The sequence below is a fragment of the Streptomyces sp. NBC_00503 genome, assembly GCF_036346895.1.
Lineage (GTDB): Bacteria > Actinomycetota > Actinomycetes > Streptomycetales > Streptomycetaceae > Streptomyces.
Window position 1 is genome coordinate 2,673,275 of sequence record NZ_CP107855.1, and the last position, 25,573, is coordinate 2,698,847.

Consider the following 25,573-nt stretch of genomic DNA (forward strand, 5'->3'; position numbering starts at 1 on the left):
GGTCGCGCTCAGAACAGATCACCGTCCAGTTCGTCGTCGCCCTGGGTCGCGCGCAGGGCGGCGTGCTCCTCGGCCTTGCCCTTGGTGAGCTTGGCGTCCTCGGGGAGGTCGATCTCGGGGCAGTCCTTCCACAGGCGCTCCAGCGCGTAGAAGACACGCTCCTCGCTGTGCTGCACGTGGACGACGATGTCGATGTAGTCGAGCAGGATCCAGCGGGCGTCGCGGTCGCCCTCGCGGCGCACCGGCTTGGCGCCCAGCTCCTTCAGGAGCTTCTCCTCGATCTCGTCCACGATCGACTTGACCTGGCGGTCGTTGGGCGCCGAGGCGAGCAGGAAGGCGTCGGTGATCGACAGCACGTCGCTGACGTCGTACGCGATGATGTCGTGCGCGAGCCGGTCGGCCGCGGCCTGGGCGGCGGCGGTGATGAGCTCGATGGAGCGGTCCGTGGCGGTCACTGGCCATGCTTTCGGGTTGGCGGGCAGATCCTTACAAGGGTCTCATGTACCGCCGTCACCGCCCGCGCGGAACGTCCCGCGCGGGCGGACCCGCACCTCACAGGCGCCGCCGCAGAAGGCTCAGGACGGTTTGTAATCCTTGCCGAGCGTCACGACCACATCGGCGTTCACCGCGTTGTCGGCCTTCTTCACGACCGTCTCGGGCAGGCCCAGCGTCTTGGCGACCTCGATCGCCTTGTCCCGCTGGGCGTCGTCCTGGTACGTGATCTGCGAGGCGGGAACGGTCTTGTCTGCCTTGCCGCCGTCCACCAGCGTGTACCCGCCGTTGACCAGGGCCGCCTTCGCCGCCGTCTGCGCCTTGTCGTCGCCGCTGGCGTCCTTGACGCCCACCCGCGGCGTGGCGCCGGCCTGGGTCGCCGAGGCGGAGCCGCCGAGGACCTCCTTGACCACCTTCTTGTTGGCCTCGTCCGTGAGGCCGCCGTCGGGCTTCACCGCGAGCACGTCGGTGCGGTACGCGCCCACCTTGGCGTGGTCTCCGAGCTTGGACAGCAGCGCGCCCAGGGTCTGCGCGTTCAGCGCCGGGTCCAGGATCTGGCCGGTGGTCTCGACGGTCATCGCCGCCGACTTCGGATCCCCGGGCACCTTGCGCAGCAGGGCGAAGAGGACCTTGCCGAAGCGGTCCAGCCGCTTGGCCTCCGGCTCGCCCTGGGCCTGGTACGTGGCGTAGGCGACGGCCATCGCACCGCTGAGGCTCTGCTTGGAGCCCTGTGCCACGGCCGGGGCCTTGGCCGCGTCGTCCGCCGGGACCGCCGCGTCGGTGTCGACCTCGATGCCGCCGACCAGGTCCACGAAGGTTTCCAGGAAGGGGGTGTCCAGCCGCCAGGTGCCGCCGATGTGGGTGCCGAGCACGGTGTCGAGGGATTCCCGTACGCCCAGGCCCGCGCCCTCGACGGCCTTGCCGAGCGGTGTGCCCGTACCGTCGTCGCCGGGAACGCTCAGCGTGCTCGGCACCAGGACGGTGGCACCCTGCTTGGTGGTGACGTTGTCGACGAGCAGCGCCGTGGTGACGCCGCCCTTTTTGGTGTTGTGCAGGTGGACGACGATCATGTCGCGCTTCTGCGGGCCCGTGGCGGCGGCGCCGCTCGAGGCCTTCCCGGGGGCGTCCAGGAAGGGCAGCTTGCCCGCGTACCAGAGGTAGCCCAGCCCGGCGACGACGAAGACGGCCAGGGCGACGATCAGGGCCACCACGCGGTTGCGGCCGCGCCGGCGGGCCTCCTCGCGGCGCTCGGTGCGGCTCTCGGTGAAGGCGAGCCAGTCGATGACGTCCTCGGAGTCCTCGTCCGGCTGGTCGATGAAGTCGAACTGCCCGGTCTTGTACGAGGCCTCCTGCGCGGCCCCGTCCTCGGCCCGGCGGGGCTCCGGGACCTGCCCGCCCGCCTGCCGGAAATCCGGCTCGGGAGCCGCCGCAGGCTGCGGGGCCGCCTGGGGCTGCTCCGGGGCCTGGGGGGCGGCCTGCTGCGGGATCCACTGCTGGGTGGACTGGGTGTCGTACCCGTAGGCCTGGGGCTGCGCCTGGCCGCTCTGGGAGTACTGCTCCTGCTGCTGCGGGTAGTACTGCTGCTGGGGCTGCTGCTGCCCGTACGCCTGGTAGTCGTAGCCGTACTGCTGCTCGTACGACTGGTCGTACTGCTGCTGCTCGTACGGCTGCTGCTCGTACGACTGCTGCTGCTCGTACTGGGGTGCGGCGGGGGCGGGCTGCGCGGGCACCTGGCCGTAGACCGGCCGCCCGTACGCGTCATAGCCGACGAGCTGCTGCTCCTGGCTCGCGTACGGGTCGTACGGCTCCTGTCGGTCGTTCACCGCGGGGCCCCCTCTCTCCCGGAGCTCAGGCTCCGCGGTACAGCTCGCGCTTGTCGATGTAGCGGACCACGCCGTCGGGCACCAAGTACCAGACAGGATCCCCCTTGGCGACGCGTGCGCGGCAGTCCGTGGAGGAAATGGCCAGCGCGGGCACCTCGACGAGGGATACGCCTCCCTCGGGCAGACCGTCGTCGGTGAGGACGTGGCCGGGCCGGGTGACGCCGATGAAATGGGCGAGCGCGAAGAGTTCTTCGGCGTTTCGCCAGGTCAGGATCTGTGCGAGGGCGTCGGCGCCGGTGATGAAGAACAGGTCGGCGTCGTCGTTGAGCGCGCTCAGGTCACGGAGGGTGTCGATCGTGTAGGTCGGCCCGCCGCGGTCGATGTCGATCCGGCTCACCGAGAACTGCGGATTGGACGCGGTCGCGATGACCGTCATCAGGTACCGGTCCTCGGCGGAGGACACGGCACGCTGCGACTTCTGCCACGGCTCACCGGTCGGTACGAACATCACCTCGTCGAGGTGGAACAGCGCGGCCACCTCGCTGGCGGCCACCAGGTGTCCGTGGTGGATCGGATCGAACGTTCCGCCCATCACGCCGAGCCGGCGCTTGACCGGGCCGGTAGGCATTTCCTGCTCTCCCATGAGCGCAGAGCCTACTGGCCCGGTGGAGCGGGAGGGACCCGCCTTCGAGCGCGTGCGCGAGGTACGGGCTTCAGCGGTCGCGGTTCAGGCGCGTGGTGACCCAGAGCAGCAGCACCAGGATGAAGAAGGCTGCGCCGCCGGTCAGGTACGGGTTCAGGCTGTCGTGGTTGCCGCCGTGCTCGGCGCCGCCCTCCGCGGCGAGGACGACCAGGGAGTGGGTGGTGGAGGCGAGGCTCATCAGGCAGGTACCTATCGAGTCGGGGAGCGGGCGGAGACTTCGCTCACATCGTATGCGGGGGCCTGGGGCACGCTCACGTCGACTCAGGCGTTGGAGAGGATAGACGGACCGCGAGACGGACGGACCAACGGGGAGGGCGCAATGACGGAGACGGGTTTCGAAAAGGCACCGGCGCGGGACCGAAGGAGGTTCCCCGGTATTTCCTCGCGGGCGTACGAGCATCCCGCGGACCGCTCGGCGCTGGTGGCGCTGCGCAAGCTGACCGGCTTCGACACCGTGTTCAAGGCACTGAGCGGGCTGCTTCCGGAGCGCAGCCTGCGCCTGCTGTTCCTGTCCGACTCCGTCCGGGTGGGCGAGACGCAGTTCCCGCACCTGCACGCGATGCTGCTCGACGCCTGTTACATCCTGGACCTGGGGAAGGTCCCCCAGATGTACGTGCAGCAGGACCCCAAGCCGAACGCCATGTGCATCGGGCTCGACGAGCCGATCATCGTGGTGACGACGGGCCTGGTCGAGCTGCTCGACGAGGAGGAGATGCGGGCGGTGGTGGGCCACGAGGTGGGCCACGCACTGTCGGGGCACGCCGTGTACCGCACGATCCTGCTGTTCCTGACGACCCTGGCGCTCAAGATCGCGTGGATCCCCCTGGGCAATGTGGCGATCATGGCGATCGTGACCGCGCTGCGCGAGTGGTTCCGCAAGTCGGAGCTGTCTGCGGACCGGGCGGGGCTGCTGGTGGGACAGGACGTGCAGGCCTCGATGCGCGGGCTGATGAAGCTCGCGGGCGGCAACCACCTCCACGAGATGAATGTCGACGCCTTCCTCGCCCAGGCCGAGGAGTACGAGAAGAGCGGCGATCTGCGCGACTCCGTGCTGAAGATCCTCAACGTGCTGCCGCGGACGCACCCCTTCACGACGGTGCGGGCGGCCGAGCTGAAGAAGTGGTCGCAGAACCGGGACTACCAGCGGATCATGGACGGCCACTACCCGCGGCGCGAGGAGGACAAGGACACCTCGGTGACCGACTCCTTCCGCCAGTCCGCCGCGCACTACGCCGACTCCGTGCGCACCAGCAAGGACCCGCTGATGAAGCTGGTCGGCGACATCGCCGGCGGCACCGCCGACCTGGGCGGCAAGCTCCGCGACAAGTTCGCGGGGACCGGGGACAGGAGCGGGGGCCAGCCCGGGGACAAGAGCTCGGAAAAGGGCGGGGACAAGGGCGCGGACGGGGCTACGGACCAGGGCTGACGCCCTGGTCCGGGATGGCCGTCGGCGCCAGGACCCCGCACAACCCCGAAGTGCGCCGCGGATGGCCGCTGGCGTACGGGTCGCTCGCGGCCGGGCCGACCGTCGTCGGCCCGGCCCCGGCCAGAAGCGGGCGGAAGCCCTCTGCCGGGTCGGCGGCGCAGTCCTGCGGCCCGGCCATCACGTAGGCGGAGACCAGCTCCACCCGCCGGGCCGTGAGGTCGTCGCGGCCGAAGCGCAGCCGCAGCTCCCGGCGGACGGTGAAGAGCGAGGCTCCGTCCACGACGAGCGGCTGGCCGGTGGCCGGGCGTACGGCGTAGACGAAGGTGTGGTCGGAGGTCACCTCCAGCGCGTCCGGGGCGACCTCCTCGACGGCGAGGGTGCCGCTCACCCGGACCCGGGTGTCGGCCACCACGGCGACGGCGGGGTCGAAGCGGACCAGCCAGCCGGTGAGGGCGTGATGCCCGTCGCCGGTCGGCGTGAGCATGCTCTGGTCGAACTGCTGCAGCTGGTCGGGGTCGAGCAGGACCCGCACCGGCCGTGACGCGGCTCCGGACAGGACGTCGGGGTCCAGCGAGGACTGCACCAGGTAGTCCTTGGCCACGGTGAGCGCCGCCTGGACCTGTTCCTCGGTGAAGTGGTGGGTGCGGCGCATGGCGGGCAGGGTGATCCCGGCCGCCCCGACCCGGTACTGCGCGGCCTGGCTCTGGGCGAACAGGTCGGCCGGGCGGCCGCCCTGGACCGGCTCGGAGGGCGCGAGCGGGACGACGGTGCTGCTGAGTGCCTCGGCCTGGCCCGTGGCAGGTGCCACGTACGGATTGCGCAGCCCCATGTACACGGCGGCGGCGAGCGCCAGCGCGATGCACAGCACGATGAGCCGGCCCTGCCGGGCCGCGCTTCCCAGGCCGCTGCGGGATCCTGCCGGGCTGGCGCCGCTCGACCAGATGGACCGGCTGCGCACGGCACGGGCGTGCTCGCCCATGCGCTCCTGCGCGGAGTACTCCTGGAGCCGGGCAGCCCGGACGAAGTCCTCGTCGAACACCACCGAGCGGTATTCGTCCGCGCGGAAGTCGTCGTCGCCACCTCCGGTGTCCTCGGGGGTGCCGCCGGGCGGATCTCCTGACATGGCCATCGCTTCTCCCCGCTGTCCCCGCTTCAGAGAAGCCCCCGGCTCCGGCAAAAGGGAGCGGGGTCGTACCTTCAGGGTTGGCGGCCGACGCGGTCCATAAACTTGCCCGCGCCGGTGACTTCGCCCATGGGGGTGCTCGCGGGCGCCGGAGCCGGGTCCGTACCGGCGGCGGCGCTGCGGTAAACGGCGCTGAAAGCCAGCGCGACCATACCGAGGCCCATCACGAAGGCGAGGACCCAGGCGACCGGGCGCAGCCACGGAGAGCGGCCGCGGTAGGGGCGCAGGCTGCCGCCGTAGGCCCCGTACGGGCCGTCGGGGTAGCCGTGGCCGTGGCCCTGTTCCCAGCCGGACTCGTCGGAGTGGTAGCCGTCGGTGTGGCCGTAGCCGTACCCGTCGTGGTCCTCGTCGCCCGTCCAGCCGCCCGCGAAGGCGGACCGGGCCGCTTCGGCGGCTTCCGCGCGCGCTCGATCGGCGGCCCGCTGGCGCTCCGCGGCGCTCGGTTCACGGATCTCGGCGTTCCGGACGAAGTCCTCGTCGAACACCACGGAGGCGAAGTCCTTGTCCGCGCCTCCGCGGTCCTCGTCGGGCTCCCCGTCGTCCGGGAACGGTTGGCCCCCCACGTCGTCCGGCACGTCACCAGCCTAGACCTGGAGGACGGCTTTGGGCAGGGCATCCGCCGAAATCCGGCCACACCGTGTTCAGCCGGTGACTACCGAACGTGACCGTCGCCGGTGACGATGTACTTGGTCGAGGTGAGCTCGGGAAGCCCCATCGGGCCCCGGGCGTGCAGCTTCTGCGTGGAGATGCCGATCTCGGCGCCGAAGCCGAACTGACCACCGTCCGTGAACCGGGTGGAGGCATTCACGGCAACCGTGGTCGAGTCGACCAGCTGGGTGAAGCGGCGCGCCGCGGCCTGCGAGGTGGTGACGATCGCCTCGGTGTGGCCGGAGGTCCAGCGGCGGATGTGGGCGACCGCGTCGTCGAGGGAGTCGACGACTCCCGCCGCGATGTCGTACGAGAGGTACTCGGCCGCCCAGTCCTCGTCGGTGGCGGGCACGGCCGTGACCTTGCTGCCCTCGGCGTAGGAGAGCACCTCGCCGTCGCCGTGGACGGTCACGCCCGCCTCGGCGAGCGCGTCCAGGGCCAGCGGCAGGAAGGCGGCGGCGATGTCCCGGTGGACCAGGAGGGTCTCCGCGGAATTGCAGACGGAGGGCCGCTGGGCCTTGGAGTTGACGAGGATGTCCACGGCCATGCCGAGGTCGGCCTGGGCGTCCACGTAGACGTGGCAGTTGCCGGTACCGGTCTCGATGACCGGGACGATGGACTCCTCGACGACGGTCTTGATGAGCGAGGCACCGCCGCGCGGGATGAGCACGTCGACGAGGCCGCGGGCGCGCATCAGCTCGCGGACGGAGTCGCGGGACTCGCCGGGGACCAGCTGGATCGCGTCGGCGGGCAGGCCGGCCGAGACGATGGCGTCGCGCAGGATCGCGACGAGCGCGGTGTTGGAGGCGTAGGCGGAGGAGCTGCCCCGGAGCAGGACCGCGTTGCCGGACTTCAGGCAGAGGGCGGCGGCGTCGACGGTGACGTTGGGGCGGGCCTCGTAGATGATGCCGACGACGCCGAGCGGGACGCGAATCTGGCGGAGGTCGATGCCGTTGGGGAGCGTGGAGCCTCGGACCACCTCGCCGACCGGGTCGGGCAGGGCCGCGACGTCGCGGACGTCGGAGGCGATGGCCGCGATGCGGTCGGGGGTGAGGGTGAGGCGGTCGATGACGGTCTCGCTGGTGCCCGCGGCGGCGGCCTTCGCCGTGTCGACGGCGTTGGCCTCGACGATCTCGGCCGTACGGGCCTCCAGCGCGTCCGCGATGGCCAGCAGCGCCGTGTCCTTGGCGGACCGCGGGAGGGGGGCGATGGCCGCGGCGGCGGTACGGGACCGCTGCGCGGTGGCTAGGACGGGCGAGGTGGCGGTGGCGGCATCGAGCGAGGTCATGCCGCCAGGGTAGTGCCCGGGTCGGGCTTGCCCGATGGGGTTCCAGCTCGCGAGACGCCGTCTTGACGTGGTCCGGCCGTTGGCTGGTGCGTGGGCCGGTGCGGGTGGTGGGCCCTGCGGGGCGGAGTCCCCTACCCGCCCTTCCACCGTTCCCCGGGCGCTGCCCGGACCCGCGCCTCAAACGCCGGCGGGGCTGAGCGGAGCCGACGGGGCTGAAGGGAGCCGGCGGGGCTGGAGGGGTGCGGCGGGGCTGGGAGGCAGCGCGGTCAGTACGGGTGTACGCCCACCGGGTGGGCCGGGGGTGGGCCGTAGCCTTCTGCCACTCGTTGGTGGTAGGTGGACCGGTCGATGACTTCGAGGCCGACGATCTCCCAGGGCGGGAGCTGGGCCGAGGAGCGGTGTTCGCCCCACAGGCGCAGGGCTACGGCCGCGGCGTCGTGGAGGTCGCGGGCCTCTTCCCAGTAGCGGATCTCCGCATGGTCGTCGGCATAGCGGCTGGTCAGTAGGAAGGGGTGGTCGTGGGCGAGCTGCTCCAGCCCGCGGCGGACCTCGGACAGCGGCGCGGGCTTGCCGGAGACGCTCAGGGTGACGTGCCAGAGGCGCGAGGTGTCGCGCTCCTCTCCGTTCCCGCTCTCGCCGACGGCGTCACCGTCCCCGGTGCCGACGCTGGTCAGCGCTCGTCTCACCAGCCCGCCTCCTTGTCTGCGCTGCGCGTGTCCGCCCCTCACAGTTGACCAGTCCTTGGCTCACCGCGCGGCGGTTTTACCGAACCTCAGCCCTGCAGCAGGACCAGATCGTCGCGGTGGACGACCTCCCGCTCGTACTCGGGTCCGAGTTCCCGCGCGAGCTCGCGCGTGGAGCGGCCGAGGAGCTGCGGAAGCTCCTTGGCGTCGAAGTTGACGAGCCCGCGGGCCACCGCCCGGCCGTCGGCCGAACGCAGTTCCACCGGGTCTCCCGCGACGAAATCGCCCTCGACCGAGGCGATGCCGGCGGGCAGCAGCGAGCTGCCGCGCTCGGTCACGGCGCGCACGGCTCCGTCGTCCAGTACGAGGTGTCCCTGGGGGGCCGAGGCGTGCTGGAGCCAGAGCAGCCGGTCCGTGGAGCGGCGCCCGGTGGAGTGGAACAGGGTGCCCGTGATCCGTCCGGCCAGGGCGTCCGCGGCCTGGCTGGCCGAGGTCAGGACGACGGGGATGCCGGCCGCCGCGGCGATGCGCGCCGCTTCGACCTTGGTGGCCATGCCGCCGGTGCCGACGCCCGCCTTGCCGACGCTGCCGATGGTGACGTGCGCGATGTCCTCGGGGCCGTGGACCTCGTCGATGCGGCTGGTGCCGGGCAGGGACGGGTCGCCGTCGTAGAGGCCGTCCACGTCCGAGAGGAGGACGAGGAGGTCGGCGCGGACCAGGTGGGCGACGAGGGCGGCGAGGCGGTCGTTGTCGCCGAAGCGGATCTCGTCGGTGGCGACGGTGTCGTTCTCGTTGACGACGGGGAGGGCGCCCATGGCCAGGAGCTGGTCCAGGGTCCGGTAGGCGTTGCGGTAGTGCGCGCGCCGGCTGGTGTCGTCTGTGGTGAGCAGCACCTGGCCGACGCGTACGCCGTAGCGGGCGAAGGAGGCGGTGTAGCGCGCGACGAGCAGGCCCTGGCCGACGCTGGCGGCGGCCTGCTGGCGGGCCAGGTCGGTGGGGCGGCGGCGCAGGCCGAGGGGGGAGAGCCCGGCGGCGATGGCTCCGCTGGAGACCAGGACGATCTCCTTCTCGCCGCCGCTGCGCGCCTTGGCCAGTACGTCGACCAGGGCGTCCACGCGGTCCGCGTCGAGACCGCCGGCCGCCGTGGTCAAGGAGGAGGAGCCGACCTTGACCACGATCCTGCGCGCGTCGAGGACGCCCTGCCTAGCCGCTGACACTTCTGTCCCCTTGCCCCTCACCGGAAAACTGACCCTGCCCGCCCAATCTACGGGGTGGCCGGGCGGGGCCGCCCTCCGGTTTCAGACCGTGGACTCCGTGCGGGTCCGGTCCGCTTCCGCGGCCTTGGCGCCGGTCCCCGGGATGAGGATCTTCCGGGAGAGGACGAAGGTGAACGGGATCGCCACGACGGCCGCGACCAGCGGTGCGATCTTGGTGTTCATGCCGGCCCAGGTCACCAGGGCGAACAGTCCGGCGGACTGGATCACGAAGTTGGTGATGTTGGTCAGAGGGAAGAGCAGGAACTTCTTCCACGTCGGCCGGGTCCGGTAGGTGAAGTAGGTGTTCATGAAGAACGACCCGATCATCGACAGGACGAAGGCCGCGGTGTAGGCGGCGAAGTACGGCATCCACGGGTGCATCAGCAGGTAGAACACGTAGAAGGTGCCGGTGTTGACCCCGCCGACCAGACCGAACCGGAAGATCTGGCCGAGCTGTTCCTTGCGGCCCGGCTTGTGCGGCGTCACGCCCGCCGCGTTCGTCGCAGGTGCGGGCATCAGCTGCTGCGCTCCGCGACCACGGCCTCGGCCGTCGACACCCTGGCGTCCCGGGAGTCGTGGGCGCCCTTGGAGTCACGGGAGCGCGGCTCGACCCCGTGCGATTCCTTCACGAGGAAGTGCGGCCTGCGCTTGGTCTCGTAGTAGATGCGGCCGATGTACTCGCCGATCAAGCCCAGCATGATCAGCTGGACCCCGCCGAGACCCACCATGATTCCGACGATGGTGACGTAACCCGGGGAGTCCACGCCCTGGGTGATCGCCTGGATCGTGATCACCAGCGCGTAGAGGCCGGTCAGCGCGACCAGCGACACGCCCGCCCAGATGCCGACTCGCAGCGGCCGGTTGTTGAAGGAGATCAGGCCGTCCATGCCGTAGTTCAGCAGGGACCCGAACTTCCACTTCGTCTCGCCGGCCTCGCGCTGGGCGTTGCGGTAGTCGAAGTGGACCGTGTCGAAGCCGATCCAGGAGAAGAGCCCCTTGGAGAAGCGGTTGTACTCGGGCAGCGACAGCAGGGCGTCCACGGCCGGACGCGACAGCAGCCGGAAGTCGCCGACGCCGTCGGTGAGCTCCACGTCGACCCACCGGTTGATGCCCCGGTAGTAGAGGCGGCTCAGCGCCGTGCGGAGCTTCTTGTCGCCCTCGCGGGTACGGCGGGCGATGATCTGGTCGTGCCCCCGCTGGTAGTACTCCAGCATGGTGGCGATGAGCTCCGGCGGGTGCTGGAGGTCCGCGTCCATGATGACGACGGCGTCACCGGTCGCCTCGCGCAGGCCGGCGAGCATGCCGGACTCCTTGCCGAAGTTCCGGCTGAAGGAAACGTACCGGGTCTGCTCCCGGTATCGCGCGGCGATCTTGCGGAGCTTTTCGAGGGTTCCGTCGCGACTACCGTCATCGACGTAGCAGACCTCGTATTCGATAGGGAGTGCGTCCAGAACCTTTCGGATCACCGTATCGAAGCTGTCGATCACGGCTTCTTCGTTGTAGCAAGGGACTACTACGGATAGCTTCATGAACACTTCCTGCGGGTCCGTACGGGTGGATGCCGTCGACCGGACCGGTCATTCACCTCTACCAGAAAAGTATGCACGCCCCTGGCAGGGCTGCCTGAGGCGAGTGCGGCACACGGTAGCTTTGGGAGGGGGACAGAGGGGGGACGGAGAGGGGACAAATGAATGAATCAAAGGGATAAGAGGTGCACGTGCCTGACGTCTCCGTAGTCGTCATCGTCTACAACGACGCAGAGCGTCTACCGGCAGCCGTCCAGTCGGTTTTGGACCAAACTCTGCACGGGGTCGAAGTCGTGATCGTGGACGACTGCAGCAAGGACCGGTCCTACGCCGTCGCCAGGGAACTCGAAGCCGCGCACCCCGGGCGGGTACGCGCCTTCCAGCTGCCGGAGAACAGCGGCGGCTGCGGTGCCCCGCGCAACCACGGCATCAAGCAGGCCACCGGTGCGTACGTCATGTTCCTGGACAGTGACGACGTGCTGGAACGCAACGCCTGCCGCAACATGCTGGAGGCCGCCGAGCGGACCGGCTCCGACCTGGTTTCGGGCATGTGCGTACGCGTGCACCTGGACAGCCGGTCGGGCAAGACCACCGAGTGGTACCCGTGGATCTACTCCCGGACCCGCACGCTGGAGTCGATCACCGAGTACCCGGACCTGCTGGTCTTCGACACCCTCTCCACGAACAAGTGCTACCGGCGCGCGTTCCTGCTGGAGCAGGGGCTGGAGTTCCCGGTCGGCATCCACTACGAGGACCTGCTCTTTTCCGCGCAGGCCTACGTCGCCGCCAGCCGCATCACGCTGATCCCGAACCACGTCTATTTCTGGAACGTGGTCGAGAAGGCGGCGGCGAAGTCGATCAGCAACCGGCGCCACGAGATCGAGAACTTCGTCCACCGGATGGAGATCCACCGTCGCGTCGACGTGCTGCTGGCCTCCAAGGGCCACGAGCAGATCAAGTCCGCGAAGGACACCAAATTCCTCAAGCACGACCTGGTGCTGCACCTGCTGGACCTGCCCCTGCTCGATGACGACTACCGGCGGGAGTTCGCCCGGCTCGCCAACGGCTACCTCGCCGGCATCGACCCGGACGCGTACCGCAACGTCACGTACCTCCAGGCCATCTGCGCCTACCTGCTGGGCAAGGAGGACTGGGACAACCTGCTCACGGCCGCCGAGGCCATGACCAACAAGGGCCGGCTCACCTCCCCGCTCGCCGAGCGCGACGGCCGCATCTACTGGTGCGCCGATCACCTCGACGATGCCGAGGGCCGCAAAATACTGGACGTCACCGCTCAGGGCTTCTCCAGCACACCGCTCACCTCGCTCGCCCTGGGCAACCACCTCACCTCGTACGCCGACGACGGCCGGGGAACCGTCACCCTGACCGGTTCCGTCGTGAACCCGCTGGGGCGGATCCGGCCGGAATCGGAGCTGAAGGCCTCGCTCGAATTCCGGGCCCGCCGGCAGATCGGGGTGCGGTCGTTCAGCTTCCCGGTGGAATCCGTGCGCCACGCCGGTGACACGATCGAGTGGAAAGTCACGGCCGACATCGGCAGCACCATCCGCCCCTTCGGCATCATCGACGCGGTCTGGGACGTACGCCTGAAGCTGACGGCCGGCAGCGACCGGCTCACCACCCGCGTCTCGGTCGGCGGGGTCGACCTGGAGAACGCCGCCCGACTGCGCGTCCGCCCCCGCCTGACCCGGCTGGTCTCGGACCGCTTCCAACCGGAGATGACCAAGAAGGGCAACCTCTCCTACGTCCTGACCGCCGAGGGCGCCGCCGCCGTACGCACCCAGTCGCTGATCAACAACGCGATGCACGGCAAGGCCGCCGGCGTGGTCAAGCGGAGCCTGCGCAAGGCCCTGCGGGCCCGCCGCAACCTCGGCTCGGGCGAGCAGAAGGTGAAGGTCTACCACGAGGTCTTCTCGAAGCTCCCGGTCAAGAAGGGCACCGTCGTCTTCGAGAGCCACATGGGCAAGCAGTACAGCGACAGCCCCAAGGCGATCTACGAGGAGCTGGTGCGCTCCGGTGCACCGTTCGAGGCGATCTGGTCCTACGAGGGCAAGGAGCCCAGGGGCTTCCCCAAGGAGGCCACCCTGGTGCGGCGCTGGAGCTGGGCCTACCTGCGCGCCCTGGCCCAGGCCGAGTTCTGGGTCGACAACCAGGGCTTCCCGCTGGCGCTGGCCAAGCGCCCGGGGACCACGTACATCCAGACCTGGCACGGTTCGGCGCTCAAGCGCATGGGCTTCCACGAGCCCCGCACCAAGGCCCAGGGCAAGGCCGGCCAGGACCGCCTGCAGAGCGCCCTCGACCGCTTCGACCACTTCCTGATCCGCTCCGAGCACGACACCCGCACCCTGGCCAAGGGGTTCCGGCTGCGCGACGGGGTCCTGCTGCGCACCGGCTACCCGCGCAACGACGCCCTGGTCGCGGCGCACCGCTCCGAGGCGCACACCGGTGAGCGGATCCGCGGTCCCCTGGCCGGCGAGCTCGGGATCGACCCGGACAAGAAGGTCCTGCTGTACGCGCCGACCTTCCGGGCGAACGCGGACGGCGCGGTGGAGGGCTTCGAGTTCCCCTTCGACGTCGAGGAGTTCGCCGACCGGCTCGGCGACCGCTTCACGCTGCTGGTGCGGACCCACTACCTCAACAGCGCCGTGCTGCCGCCGTCGGTCGCGGGGCGGGTCGTCGACGTGTCCAAGTACCACGACGTCACCCCGCTGTTGGCGCTCGCGGACGGGCTGATCACCGACTACTCGTCCGTGATGTTCGACTACGCGGTCCTGGACCGGCCGATGCTGTTCTTCGCGTACGACTACGAGAAGTACGCGACCGACATCCGCGGAACGTACTTCGACCTGAAGGAGAAGGCCCCGGGCCCGGTGCTGGCCACGGCGGAGGAACTGCTCCAGGCCATCGCCGCGTTCGACGAGGCGGACGCCAAGTACGCCCATGCGCGCCGGCGCTTCCTCACCGAGTCCGGCGAGTACGACCGCGGGGACGCGGCCCGCCAGATCGTCGAGAAGTTCTTCACCAGGAGCGGCAAGTGAGCCAGCAGACCGCCACCGCCACCGCCACCGGGCAGGACCCCGCCGACGGCGGCCGGGACGTCTTCCTCGTCTCCAACAGCGTCGACGAGCTCGGCGGCGTCACCACCTGGTCGCACCAGATGGCCCGGCTGTTCAGCGACCGCGGACACCGGGTGCACGTCGTCGGCATCACCCCCGTCGCCGAAGAGCTCCGGCAGAAACTGCCCGCCGCCCTCCCCTACGCGACGACGACGCTCTACGAGACCCACCCGGCCGCCGCGCGCGGACTCAGCGGCATCAAGGGCCGGCTCAACGCACCCGAGCGGCGCCGCCAGGCGGCCCGCCGGGCGACGATGCAGGCCAAGGCGGACCGGTTCGGCGACCTGCTGCGCGCGGCCCGCCCCGGCGGGGTCGTGATCGTCACCCAGATCTGGGCGATGGAGTGGGTGGCCCTCGCCGACACCAAGGGGTTCACCGTCATCGGCATGAGCCACGAGTCCTTCGAGGCCAGCCAGAAGTCCTCCCGGGCCCGGCGGGTACGCCGCTACTACCCGGAGGTCGACCGGATGCTCGTGCTGACCCCCGAGGACGCGGACCTCTGGATCCGGTCGGGCATGAACAACGTCGCCAGCATGCCGAACCCGCTGCCGTTCATGCCGGCCTCCCCCGCCCCGCGCACCGAGAAGGTCGTGGCGAGCGTCGGCCGCCTCTCCTTCGAGAAGGGCGTGGACCTGCTGCTCGACGCCTGGGCGGACGCCGCCCCCCTGCACCCCGACTGGACCTTGCGGATCTACGGGGCCGGCGCCGAAGAACCCTCGCTGCGCGTGCACGCCTGCGGGCTGGGAGTCGAGGACTCCGTGGAGTGGATGGGCAGCACCGACGACGTGCTCGGTGCCCTGACCGGTGCCTCGGTCTTCGCACAGGCCTCGCGCGCCGAAGGGTTCCCGATCACCCTGCTGGAGGCCATGGCCGCGGGCCTGCCGGTGGCCGCCTTCGACTGCGCGCCGGGCGTACGGGAGATCGTGACGCACGGCGAGGACGGGCTGCTGGCCCGGCTCGGCAACACGATGGAGCTCGCCGGACAGCTGGACCGGCTGATGTCCGACCGCGCCCTGCGCGACCGGCTCGGCGACACCGCCTTCCGCGACGTGCAGCGGTACTCCAGCGCCGACATCACGGACCGGTGGGAAGAGCTGTTCTCCTTCTTGGAGCGCTGAGCCCGCCGGTACCCGGTGAGTACGCGGCCGCCCGCCCCGGAAAGGTCCGGGGCGGGCGGCTTCGTAGGTCCTCGTCAGGAGGTCAGCCCTTGCGGTTGGCCTCCCAGCCCTCCCAGGCCGAGGTGATCATCTCGCGGACGTCGTGGCGGGCCTTCCAGCCCAGCACGGCCGAGATCTTCTCGGCGGAGGCGACGACCTTCGCCGGGTCGCCGGGGCGGCGCGGGGAGACCGCGGGCGCGTAGGCGGGGTCGGTGTGCCCGGTGGTCTCGTTGACCAGCTCGACCATCTCGCGGACGGAAACGCCCTCGCCGCGGCCGATGTTGACGGTGAGGTCGTCGTACTCGCCCCGCGCGCCCCACTCGGCGAGCTTGCGGGCCGCCACCACGTGGGCCTCCGCGAGGTCCGCGACGTGGATGTAGTCACGGATGCACGTGCCGTCCGGGGTCGGATAGTCGTCGCCGAAGATCCGGGCGCCCTCGCCCTTGTCGAACCGCTCGAAGATCATCGGCACCAGGTTGAAGACCCCGGTGTCCGCGAGCTCGGGGGTGGCGGCGCCCGCCACGTTGAAGTACCGCAGGCAGGCGGTGGAGATCCCCTTGGCCCTGCCGGTCGCGCGCACCAGCCACTCGCCGGCCAGCTTCGTCTCGCCGTACGGGCTCAGCGGCAGGCACGGGGTGTCTTCGGTGACGAGGTCGACGTCGGGCATCCCGTACACGGAGGCGGAGGAGGAGAAGAGGAAGTTGCGGATGCCGGCGTCGGCCACCGCGCCCAGCAGGACCGTGAGGCCCTGCACGTTCTCCTCGTAGTAGTGCAGCGGCTTCTCCACGGATTCGCCGACCTGCTTCTTGCCCGCGAGGTGCACCACGCCGGTGATCTCGTGCCGGGCGAAGGTCTCGTCCAGAACCTTGCGGTCGAGCACGGAACCGACCACCAGCGGAACGCCCTCCGGGACACGGTCGACGTTGCCGGTGGAGAGGTCGTCCAGGATCACGACCTCCTCGCCCGCGAGCAGCATCGCGCGGACCACGTGCGACCCGATGTAGCCGGCACCACCAGTGATCAGAAAGGTCATGCGTATCTCCCTAGTTCCTTCTCGTGCCTCTTCCGGCGTCCGCCGGTCCTCGCGCTCCGACCTCGGCTCTTGCGCGCCCGGTCGAGGCGGTTGCGTACAAGACTCATGACGCCCGCTGCTCCGGGCGCGAGGCGCAGTGCCAGCGATCCGCCGGCCGTGCGGTAGGTCTGCGCCAGCAACACACCGTACCGGCTGCTCGGCAGCACCCTCCGGTGGAGCAGTCCCCCGAGGGGGCGCGGGGAGGTGAGCAGGGAGCTCCCGTCCGCGCACTCCACGCCCACCTTGACGTCCCAGGCCTGCATGCCGCGCCGGCCCGCGCCGCGCCCGGCGACCGCCAGTGTGATCAGGTGGAACGGCAGTTCCCCGGTCCAGTGGCTGCCGTCCTCGGCGGGGCTCAGCTCCACCGGCGCGGCGAACAGCGGCTTCCCCTCGTCGTCCCGGGGCAGGAAGCGCAGTTGGACCGTGCGCGGGCCGGCCGCGGCGAGGCGTCCGTACAGATCGTGCACGCGGATCCGCAGTCCCGTGCGGCCCACGGTCTCGGCGTCAATGGTGACGGGCAGTTCGGACGTGGGCAGCTCCGCCAGCCCGTCCAGTTCCACCGGCAGGGTCTCGCTCCACACCGCGGCCCCGCCGGGGCCGGTCGCGTACGGGGGCGCCAGCCGGGGCGGATCGGCGGCGAAGGCGGTCAGCCGCCGCAGGTCGGCGGGGGCGGGCGGAACCTCGCGGGCGCGCAGCACCCGTACGATCCAGCGCGCGGGGGCTGCGGCGGCCTCGATGTCGGCGTCCGCGAAACCGGCGAGGTAGTCGCGGGTCAGGGTCCACCAAGCGGCCTGGTACTCGGGGTCCTCCCCGAGCTCGCGCAGGTACATGCGCAGGTCGTACTCGAGGAACTTGACCTGGCAGGCCCGGCCCAGCTCCGGCGAGGACTCGGAGAGGATCCGGGAGGCGGCGCGGTGGGCCTCGATGCGCGCACGCCAGTTGCCGACGTCCTGGCGGGCCAGGGAGATGGACACCTGGGCGGCGTCCCGGCGCACGTGCCACACGTAGACCAGGTCGCCGATGACCGCGATGCGGGGCTCGGCGGCCAGCACGCGGGCGGTGAACACGAAGTCCTCGTAGACGAAACGGCCGTCGGGGAAGCGGATCCGGTGCTTGTCGAGGAAGGCCCGGTCGTACAGCTTGTTGACGCAGAGCGTGTCCCGGACCAGTTGCGGCCGGTCGGCCGGCCGGTCGATGACATCGCCCGGAGCGCCGAGGCCGGGCACCCAGGGGACATCGCGGCCCGAGGGCAGTTCGCGGCGGACGCAGGCGCCGACCGTGACGGGCGCGTGGTGTTCCTCGGCGGCGCGCAACAGGGCGTCCACGGCTCCCGGGGGGAGCACGTCGTCGCTGTCCAGGAACATGACGTACCGGGCGGTCGCGACTGCGATCCCGTCGTTGCGCGGGGTGCCGCAGCCCCCGCTGTTCCGCGTGCGGTGCACGACCTTCAAGCGGGGGTGGCGGGCGGCCAGTTCGTCCAGCACCGGTCTGGTCCCGTCGACCGACGCGTCGTTGACCGCGATGACTTCGACGACCGCGGGGCCCTGGGCGAGAGCCGAGGAAACGGCCTCACCCACGAGCTCTGCATCGTTGTACGCGATCACAATGACGGAAACGCTGGGGGTATTGCTGCTCGTCACTTTGGGATCCTAGGCCACGCAAGTGAAAGCATCCTTAAGACCATGGGCCGTTCGGGTGACCCCTCCAGCACGGACGGCCCGGTCCGGGCCCGGTCGTGAGGACCGGGCCCGGACCGGGCCGAAGCGCGGGCGGGGAGGGTTCCGTCAGAAGGGACGGAACTCGTCGTACTCCTTCTGCGCGGAGTCCCGCTCGGCTTCCTTCTCCTTGCGGCGCGTGGTCGCCGGACGCGGCGCCTCCAGACGGTGGTCCTCACCGCGGCGGCCCAGCATCTCGGCGCCGGCCATCATGGTCGGCTCCCAGTCGAAGACGACCGCGTTGTCGTCGGAACCGATGGCGACGCCGTCACCCGCGCGGGCACCGGCCTTCTTCAGCGCCGCCTCGACGCCGAGGCGGTTGAGGCGGTCGGCGAGGTAGCCGACGGCCTCGTCGATGTTGAAGTCGGTCTGGCGGACCCAGCGCTCCGGCTTCTCGCCGCGCACGCGGTACACGTCCTCGGCCTCGTCGTAGGTGATGGTGAAGCCCGAGTCGTCCACGGCCTTCGGCCGGATGACGATGCGGGTCGCCTCCTGCTTCGGCGCACGGGCGCGGAACTTCGCGATGACCTCGGCGAGGAAGTAGGACAGCTCCTTCAGGCCCGTACGGTCGACCGCGGAGACCTCGAAGACCTTGTAGCCGCGGGCCTCCAGGTCCGGGCGGACCATGTCCGCGAGGTCCTTGCCGTCGGGGATGTCGACCTTGTTGAGGACGACGAGGCGCGGACGCTTCTCCAGGCCGCCGCCGTAGAGCTTCAGCTCCTCCTCGATGGCGTCGAGGTCGGCGAGCGGGTCGCGGTCGGACTCCAGGGTGGCGGTGTCCAGCACGTGCACGAGGATCGAGCAGCGCTCGACGTGGCGCAGGAACTCCAGGCCGAGGCCCTTGCCCTGGCTGGCGCCGGGGATGAGGCCCGGGACGTCGGCGATCGTGTAGACCGTCGAGCCCGCGGTGACGACGCCCAGGTTCGGGACCAGGGTGGTGAAGGGGTAGTCGGCGATCTTCGGCTTGGCCGCGGAGAGCACCGAGATCAGCGAGGACTTGCCGGCGCTCGGGAAGCCGACCAGCGCCACGTCGGCGACGGTCTTGAGCTCCAGGACGACGTCGCCGCCGGTGCCCGGTACGCCGAGGAGGGCGAAGCCGGGCGCCTTGCGGCGGGCGGAGGAGAGCGCGGCGTTGCCGAGGCCGCCGCGGCCGCCCTCGGCGGCCACGTAGGTGGTGCCCTGGCCGACGAGGTCGGCGAGGACGTTGCCCTCCTTGTCGAGGACGACGGTGCCGTCCGGCACGGGCAGGATGATGTCCTGGCCGTCCTTGCCGGAGCGGTTGTCGCCCGCGCCGGGCTGGCCGTTGGTGGCCTTGCGGTGGGGGCTGTGGTGGTACTCCAGCAGGGTGGTGATCGACTGCTCCACCACCAGGATGACGTCGCCGCCACGGCCGCCGTTGCCGCCGTCGGGGCCGCCGAGCGGCTTGAACTTCTCCCGGTGAACGGAGGCGCAGCCGTGGCCCCCGTTACCCGCGGCGACATGCAATTCGACGCGGTCCACGAAGGTGGTCATGGTTGTTCCTCCAGATACAGCGGGAATAACCCGGAAAGCCCGGGTGGGTAGGCCTTGCTACCCATTAAACGTGTCTATGTGACAACGCGCCGAGGGCGGACCTCTCTTCCCGGCTCGCGCCGGGAAGAGCTGAGATCCGCCCTCGGGGTGTTACGAACGCTTCAGATCAGCAGGAGCTGAATCAGGCGGCCGGAACGATGTTGACGACCTTGCGGCCACGGTGCGTGCCGAACTCGACCGAACCGGCCTGCAGCGCGAACAGCGTGTCGTCGCCACCACGACCGACACCCGAACCCGGGTGGAAGTGGGTGCCGCGCTGGCGGACGAGGATCTCACCAGCGGAAACGACCTGACCGCCGAAGCGCTTCACGCCGAGCCGCTGGGCATTGGAATCGCGCCCGTTCCGGGTGGACGATGCGCCCTTCTTGTGTGCCATGTCTCAGTCCCTCTTACTTCGCAGCCGCGGGGATACCGGTGACCTTGATCGCCGTGTACTGCTGGCGGTGACCCTGGCGACGGCGGTAGCCGGTCTTGTTCTTGTAACGCAGGATGTCGATCTTGACGCCCTTGTGGTGATCCACAATCTCGGCCGTGACCTTGACGCCGGCCAGGACCCACGGGTCGCTGGTCACGGCTTCGCCGTCGACAACGAGCAGGGTCGAGAGCTCGACCGTGTCGCCAACCTTGGCGGTGGGAATCTTGTCAACTTCAACGATGTCGCCGACAGCAACCTTGTGCTGGCGACCACCGCTGCGCACGATGGCGTACACGCGGATCTCTCTCTCACTCGGGGCGGATGCTCCTGAAGCCAGCCGCTCAGGCGGGCCGAAGCCCACACCGATCCGGATTGGACGAGCGGCCTCTCCCGCATGGTGCTCGGCGGGAGGAAGGTGCTCAGGAGCGCGGCGCGCGTTAGACGTAATCGTCTAAACATGCCGACGGTCTAGGTTACGGGGCCGGTTCCGGAGGGTCAAACCGGGTCCCGCATGACCACGGGCCCCGCCGCTCGGCGGGGCCCGTGGTCAGGTGCGGATCAGGCTTCGGTCGGAGCCGAAACGGAGGGCAGCGTCTGCTGCTCGGCCGCCGCGGTCTTCTTCGTCGCCCGCTTCGCAACGGTCTTCTTGGCGGCGGTCTTGGCCGTCGCCGCCTTCTTGGTGACGGTCTTCTTGGCGGCCGCCGCCTTCTTGGCCGGTGCCTTCTTCGCCGCGGCCGCCGTGGTCGTCGCCTTCTTGGCGGCCGTCTTGCGGACCGCCTTCTTGGCGGGAGCCGCCGGGGCGGCCTCCTCCACGACGACCTCGGCCGGGGTCTCCACCGGCGCCTGGACGACCACCACGGCCGCCTCGGCGCCCGCCGGGGAACCGGCCGGTGCGGTGGCCTTACGGGTGGCACGGCGACGCGGACGGGCCGGCGCGGCCTCGGCCGCGGGCTCGATCACGGGCTCGGCGGGGGTCTCGACGACCACCGGCGCGGGCTCGGGCTCGACGACGGGCTCGGGCTCCGCCGCCACGACCGGCTCCAGGGCCTCGGCGGCCTCGGCGGGGGCGCCCGCCGGAGCGGTCGCCTTACGGGTGGCACGGCGGCGGGTGCGGCCCTTGGGGGCCTCCTCCACGACCGGCTCCGCGACGACCGTCTCGACGACCTCGACCGCTTCGACCACGGGCTCGGGCTCGACGACCTCGATCTCGGCCTCGACCACCGGCTCGGGCTCGGCCACGGGGGCCGGAGCCACCGGGGCCGGAGCCGCGGCGACGCGCGCGCCGCCCGCCGGAGCGGTCGCCTTGCGGGTGGCGCGACGGCGGTTGCGACGGCCGCTCAGACCCGCGGCGGCCTCGGCCTCGGCCGGGCTGCCGTACAGCTCCTCGTCGGCGACGAAGGACGGCTCCGGCAGCGCGATCGGGGCGGCGGCCTCGGCAGCCACCTCCGCCTCGGTCTCGATCTCGTAGACGTCGGTCTCGACGGCCTCGATCTCGTGCTCGTGCTCGTCGGCACGGCCACCGCGGCGCTTGGAGCGCTTGCCGTTGCCACCGCCGCCGACCACGGTCGGGGTCTCCATGTGCACGATCACACCGCGGCCGTTGCAGTGGACGCAGGTCTCGGAGAAGGACTCCAGCAGACCCTGGCCCACCCGCTTGCGGGTCATCTGGACCAGGCCCAGCGAGGTCACCTCGGCGACCTGGTGCTTGGTCCGGTCACGGCCCAGGCACTCCAGCATGCGCCGCAGGACCAGGTCGCGGTTGGACTCCAGGACCATGTCGATGAAGTCGATGACCACGATGCCGCCGAGGTCGCGCAGCCGCAGCTGGCGCACGATCTCCTCGGCCGCCTCCAGGTTGTTCCTGGTGACGGTCTCCTCGAGGTTGCCGCCCTGACCGGTGAACTTGCCGGTGTTGACGTCGATGACGATCATCGCTTCGGTCTTGTCGATCACGAGCGAGCCGCCCGAGGGCAGCCACACCTTGCGGTCGAGGGCCTTGGCGAGCTGCTCGTCGATCCGGTACGTCGCGAAGACGTCGACCTCGGAGGTCCAGCGGGAGAGCCGGTCGGACAGGTCCGGGGCCACGTGGTTCACGTAGCCGTGGATGGTCTCCCAGGCGCTGTCACCGCTGACGATGACCTTCGAGAAGTCCTCGTTGAAGATGTCGCGCACGACGCGGACGGTCATGTCCGGCTCGCCGTACAGGAGGCTCGGCGAAGAGGTCGAGATCTGGTTCGACTTCTTCTGGATGTCCTCCCACTGGGCCTGCAGACGCTCGACGTCGCGGCGCAGCTCGTCCTCGCTCGCACCCTCGGCGGCGGTGCGCACGATGACGCCCGCGTCCTCGGGGACGATCTTCTTGAGGATGGTCTTCAGGCGCGCGCGCTCGGTGTCGGGCAGCTTGCGGCTGATACCGGTCATCGAGCCCTCGGGCACGTAGACGAGGTAGCGGCCGGGCAGCGAGACCTGGCTGGTCAGGCGGGCACCCTTGTGGCCGATCGGGTCCTTGGTGACCTGCACCAGGACCGACTGGCCGGACTTGAGGGCGGACTCGATGCGGCGCGGCCCGTTGGCCATGCCGAGCGCCTCGAAGTTGACCTCACCGGCGTACAGGACGGCGTTGCGGCCCTTGCCGATGTCGATGAAGGCGGCCTCCATCGACGGCAGCACGTTCTGGACCTTGCCCAGGTAGACGTTGCCGACGTACGAGGTGGCTTCTTCCTTGTTGACGTAGTGCTCGACGAGCACGTTGTCCTCGAGGACGCCGATCTGGGTGCGCTCGCCCGACTGGCGGACGACCATCACGCGCTCGACGGCCTCACGACGGGCCAGGAACTCGGCCTCGGTGATGATCGGGACCCTGCGGCGGCCCTGCTCGCGGCCTTCGCGGCGGCGCTGCTTCTTCGCCTCCAGGCGGGTCGAGCCCTTGATGGACTGGACCTCGTCGGAGGAGGTGGAGCCGGAGCCCACGGAGGACTCGGAGCGCTCGCGCGCCGGGCGGGGCTCGCGGACCTTGACGACGGTGCGTACGCCGTCCTCGTCGCCCGCGTCGGCGTCCGTACCGCCGTCACCGCTGCGGCGACGACGGCGACGGCGACGACGGCTGGAGCTGGAGCCGAGGGCCCCGTTCTCCTCGTCCTCTTCCGCCTCTTCCTCATCGGCCTCTTCGGCCTCGGCCTCTTCCTCGGCGGACTCGTCGAGGTCGGCGGCCTCACCGCGACGGCGGCGACGGCCACCGCGGCGGCGACGGCGGGACGGGCGGTCGCCCGACTCGTCGAAGTCCTCCTCGGCGGCCTCTTCGAGCTCGGCCTCGGCCTCTTCCTCGAAGAGCTCTACGTCGGCCAGCGAGACCGGAGCGGACGGCGCGGCCGGAGCCGGAGCCGCCGGAGCGGCGCTCTCGGCGGCTGCGCCGCGGCCGCGGCGGCGGCGACGACCGGCCGGCTGCGGGGCGGGGGCCACGACGGCCTCGGCCTCGAGCTCGATCTCTTCTTCTTCGACCTCGTCGAACTCGTCGACCGGGGCGGCTGCGGCAGCGGCCGCCGCGGCCATGGCGGCGGTCTCCGGGGTCTGGAACATCGGCTCGGCGAAGACCGGGGCCTGGAACACGGCGACGGCCGGACGACCGGCGCGGCGGCCACGAGCCGGGGCGGCGGGCGCCTCGGCCGGGGCAGCGGCGGCAGCCGCGGGCTGCGGCGCTGCGGCGGCGGCCGGAGCGGTGGTGGAACGCGTGGCGCGACGGCGGCCGCCGCGCTTCGGGGAGTCCACGGCGTCGGCGACGGTGACGGCCCTGGCGGCGGGAGCCGCGACGGGGGCCTCCTCCGCGACGACCTCGGCGGCGGGAGCCTCGGGGGCGGTCACGGCGCGGGTGGCACGGCGACGGGCACGCACCGGAGCGGCGGGCTCCTCCACCACGGCGGCCGGAGCCTCGACCACGACGGGCGCGGCCTCGGCGACCGGAGCCTCGGGAGCGGTCACGGCGCGGGTGGCACGACGGCGGGCACGGGCCGGAGCGGCGGCCGGAGCAGCCTCCTCGACCGGCGCGGCCTCGACCACGACGGGCGCGACCTCGGCCACGGGAGCCTCAGGGGCGGCCACGGCGCGGGTGGCACGACGGCGGGCACGGGCCGGGGCGGCGGCCGGAGCAGCCTCCTCGACCGGCGCGGCCTCGACCACGACGGGCGCGACCTCGGCCACGGGAGCCTCAGGGGCGGCCACGGCGCGGGTGGCACGGCGACGGGCACGGGCCGGGGCGGCGGCCGGAGCGGCTTCCTCGGCGGGCGCGGCTGCCACCACGGGTGCCGGGGCCGCCTCGGTGGCGGCTACCGGGCCGCCGGGGGGACCGGCCGGCCGGGAAGCGGCACGCCGGCGCCTGCGCGGAGGCAGGTTGTCGCTCGGGCTGCCACTGTCGGCGGTGGTGTTGTTGTTGTCGTTTTCGCTGTTGAGCATGCGGGGTTTCTCCCGTCACGCTCCCGGGCGCCGCGGCTGACTTCCGGTCCGGCACGGCTCCGCACTGTGAATGCGGAACCGGCCTCCGGGGCGCGTTCGCCACACGGGAGCTCAGTTCAATGGCCGCCGGTTCCGTACGTGGTAGTTCGTACGGCCTGGCGGAAGTCTTCAGGTCTGTGCGCGGCCCGACCCAGGTGGCTCCCGAGTGCCAGGGCTGCGCGACGACGACGATCCCTACGCGGCGGGACCTTCCGGCGCCTTCGCGTCGGCGGCTACGGCCGCCGTGGGTGGGGCTGCCGTGACTGCCTCGCGGTCGGGCGCGAGCGGGTCGGTCACCGTGCCGGACTCCTCGTCGAAGAGCCCCTGCGCCAGCCTGGTCACCGCTGCGGGGACCGGCGGCGTTAGGTCGGCCACAGCTCGGAGACCGGACAGGACGTCGTCGGGTCGCACGGCAGGTGTCAGATGCCGAACAACCAGCCGCAGTATCGCACAGGCATTGTCCCGGGTCCTATCAGCCGGTTCGGTGGCCGATACGGGAACCGTTTCCAGAGTCACCACGGCGCCGCGCGTGTCGAAGGTCCGCATGCCGTTCTTGGTACGGCGCTGGACCTCGACCGTTTCGGCGGCGAGGAAGGCCTCGACGGCCCGCTCGGCGTCCGCGGGATCCACGCCGTCCAGGCGCAGTTCCCAGACGGAGGCCGTCAGCCGGTCGGCGAGACCGGAGGTGTGGGCCTCCACCGCGTCGATGATGTCGAGGCCCACGGGCATCGACTCGTCGAGCAGTTCGCGCAGCTTCGCGGGATCGCGGGGCTCGGCGAGGGCGATCTCCAGGTATTCGGCCTCGCTGCCGGTCCCGGTGGGGGCGGCGTTCGCGTACGAGACGCGCGGGTGGGGGGTGAAGCCCGCCGAGTACGCCATGGGCACCTCGGAGCGGCGCAGGGCCCGCTCGAAGGCGCGCTGGAAGTCCCGGTGGCTGGTGAACCGGAGGCGGCCGCGCTTGGTGTAGCGCAGACGAATGCGCTGCACCACCGGTG

Annotated in this window: 21 protein-coding genes; 3 read left to right on the forward strand and 18 right to left on the reverse strand. The window is 71.0% G+C overall.

Annotated elements, in window-relative coordinates; genetic code table 11:
* Positions 1 to 8: 8 nt before the first annotated feature.
* The 4 genes from rsfS to OG490_RS12550 all read right to left on the reverse strand — a co-directional run bounded on the left by rsfS (position 9) and on the right by OG490_RS12550 (position 3,196).
* Positions 9 to 455: a ribosome silencing factor gene (gene rsfS / locus OG490_RS12535; RefSeq protein WP_330296367.1), complete on the reverse strand. Its 447-nt coding sequence runs from the start codon at positions 453 to 455 to the stop codon at positions 9 to 11.
* A gap of 120 nt (positions 456 to 575) precedes the next feature.
* Positions 576 to 2,315 carry a LytR C-terminal domain-containing protein gene (locus OG490_RS12540; protein WP_330296368.1) on the reverse strand — a complete coding sequence of 580 codons (1,740 nt, stop codon included), beginning with the start codon at positions 2,313 to 2,315 and terminating at the stop codon, positions 576 to 578.
* 25 nt (positions 2,316 to 2,340) lie between these two features.
* Positions 2,341 to 2,958, reverse strand: coding sequence for a nicotinate-nucleotide adenylyltransferase (gene nadD, locus OG490_RS12545; RefSeq protein WP_243334788.1), 618 nt, complete (start codon positions 2,956 to 2,958; stop codon positions 2,341 to 2,343).
* A gap of 70 nt (positions 2,959 to 3,028) precedes the next feature.
* Entirely contained in the window at positions 3,029 to 3,196 is a 168-nt protein-coding gene (locus OG490_RS12550; protein ID WP_330296369.1) for a hypothetical protein, read from the reverse strand.
* Between the two features lie 141 nt (positions 3,197 to 3,337).
* Here OG490_RS12550 and OG490_RS12555 point away from each other — a divergent pair, with 141 nt between their 5' ends.
* Positions 3,338 to 4,444 (forward strand): M48 family metallopeptidase, encoded by a 1,107-nt coding sequence (locus tag OG490_RS12555; protein ID WP_330296370.1) that lies wholly within the window; start codon positions 3,338 to 3,340, stop codon positions 4,442 to 4,444.
* Here OG490_RS12555 and OG490_RS12560 read toward each other — a convergent pair.
* The 7 genes from OG490_RS12560 to OG490_RS12590 form a co-directional block, all read right to left on the reverse strand.
* Positions 4,428 to 5,573: an SCO2583 family membrane protein gene (locus OG490_RS12560; RefSeq protein ID WP_330296371.1), complete on the reverse strand. Its 1,146-nt coding sequence runs from the start codon at positions 5,571 to 5,573 to the stop codon at positions 4,428 to 4,430. The two genes, OG490_RS12555 and OG490_RS12560, sit on opposite strands and share 17 nt — an antisense overlap.
* 68 nt (positions 5,574 to 5,641) lie before the next feature.
* Positions 5,642 to 6,202, reverse strand: a complete 561-nt coding sequence (locus tag OG490_RS12565; RefSeq protein ID WP_330296372.1) for an SCO2584 family spore wall biosynthesis protein — start codon at positions 6,200 to 6,202, stop codon at positions 5,642 to 5,644.
* Positions 6,203 to 6,279: 77 nt separating this feature from the next.
* Complete coding sequence (locus tag OG490_RS12570) at positions 6,280 to 7,563, reverse strand: glutamate-5-semialdehyde dehydrogenase (protein ID WP_330296373.1); 1,284 nt, start codon at positions 7,561 to 7,563, stop codon at positions 6,280 to 6,282.
* A gap of 266 nt (positions 7,564 to 7,829) precedes the next feature.
* Positions 7,830 to 8,249, reverse strand: coding sequence for a hypothetical protein (locus tag OG490_RS12575; protein ID WP_443065796.1), 420 nt, complete (start codon positions 8,247 to 8,249; stop codon positions 7,830 to 7,832).
* An 86-nt stretch (positions 8,250 to 8,335) separates the two neighbouring features.
* Positions 8,336 to 9,463, reverse strand: coding sequence for a glutamate 5-kinase (gene proB / locus OG490_RS12580; protein WP_330296374.1), 1,128 nt, complete (start codon positions 9,461 to 9,463; stop codon positions 8,336 to 8,338).
* Positions 9,464 to 9,544: 81 nt separating this feature from the next.
* Positions 9,545 to 10,018, reverse strand: a complete 474-nt coding sequence (locus tag OG490_RS12585; RefSeq protein ID WP_330296375.1) for a GtrA family protein — start codon at positions 10,016 to 10,018, stop codon at positions 9,545 to 9,547.
* Complete coding sequence (locus OG490_RS12590; RefSeq protein WP_330296376.1) at positions 10,018 to 11,031, reverse strand: glycosyltransferase family 2 protein; 1,014 nt, start codon at positions 11,029 to 11,031, stop codon at positions 10,018 to 10,020. The genes OG490_RS12585 and OG490_RS12590 overlap by 1 nt, the downstream gene beginning before the upstream one ends.
* A 182-nt stretch (positions 11,032 to 11,213) precedes the next feature.
* On the opposite strand from OG490_RS12590, the gene OG490_RS12595 reads away from it, so the two are divergent.
* Positions 11,214 to 14,084 carry a bifunctional glycosyltransferase/CDP-glycerol:glycerophosphate glycerophosphotransferase gene (locus OG490_RS12595; protein ID WP_330296377.1) on the forward strand — a complete coding sequence of 957 codons (2,871 nt, stop codon included), beginning with the start codon at positions 11,214 to 11,216 and terminating at the stop codon, positions 14,082 to 14,084.
* The gene (locus OG490_RS12600; protein WP_330296378.1) at positions 14,081 to 15,280 is read left to right on the forward strand and encodes a glycosyltransferase; all 1,200 of its coding nucleotides are present in this window, start codon (positions 14,081 to 14,083) and stop codon (positions 15,278 to 15,280) included. Before OG490_RS12595 ends, OG490_RS12600 begins: the two co-directional genes overlap by 4 nt.
* 82 nt (positions 15,281 to 15,362) lie before the next feature.
* Here OG490_RS12600 and galE read toward each other — a convergent pair whose 3' ends face one another.
* The 7 genes from galE to OG490_RS12635 form a co-directional block, all read right to left on the reverse strand.
* Positions 15,363 to 16,352 (reverse strand): UDP-glucose 4-epimerase GalE, encoded by a 990-nt coding sequence (gene galE / locus OG490_RS12605; RefSeq protein ID WP_330296379.1) that lies wholly within the window; start codon positions 16,350 to 16,352, stop codon positions 15,363 to 15,365.
* Entirely contained in the window at positions 16,349 to 18,031 is a 1,683-nt protein-coding gene (locus OG490_RS12610) for a glycosyltransferase family 2 protein (protein ID WP_330296380.1), read from the reverse strand. Before OG490_RS12610 ends, galE begins: the two co-directional genes overlap by 4 nt.
* A gap of 144 nt (positions 18,032 to 18,175) precedes the next feature.
* A complete protein-coding gene (gene obgE / locus OG490_RS12615) occupies positions 18,176 to 19,618 on the reverse strand; it encodes a GTPase ObgE (protein WP_330296381.1) in 1,443 nt (480 codons plus the stop codon).
* A 181-nt stretch (positions 19,619 to 19,799) separates the two neighbouring features.
* A complete protein-coding gene (gene rpmA / locus OG490_RS12620; protein WP_030013081.1) occupies positions 19,800 to 20,054 on the reverse strand; it encodes a 50S ribosomal protein L27 in 255 nt (84 codons plus the stop codon).
* A gap of 13 nt (positions 20,055 to 20,067) precedes the next feature.
* A complete protein-coding gene (gene rplU, locus OG490_RS12625) occupies positions 20,068 to 20,388 on the reverse strand; it encodes a 50S ribosomal protein L21 (RefSeq protein WP_112446572.1) in 321 nt (106 codons plus the stop codon).
* Between the two features lie 263 nt (positions 20,389 to 20,651).
* Complete coding sequence (locus OG490_RS12630) at positions 20,652 to 24,539, reverse strand: Rne/Rng family ribonuclease (protein WP_330296382.1); 3,888 nt, start codon at positions 24,537 to 24,539, stop codon at positions 20,652 to 20,654.
* A 234-nt stretch (positions 24,540 to 24,773) separates the two neighbouring features.
* Positions 24,774 to 25,565, reverse strand: coding sequence for a TIGR03936 family radical SAM-associated protein (locus tag OG490_RS12635; RefSeq protein ID WP_330296383.1), 792 nt, complete (start codon positions 25,563 to 25,565; stop codon positions 24,774 to 24,776).
* Positions 25,566 to 25,573: the final 8 nt, after the last annotated feature.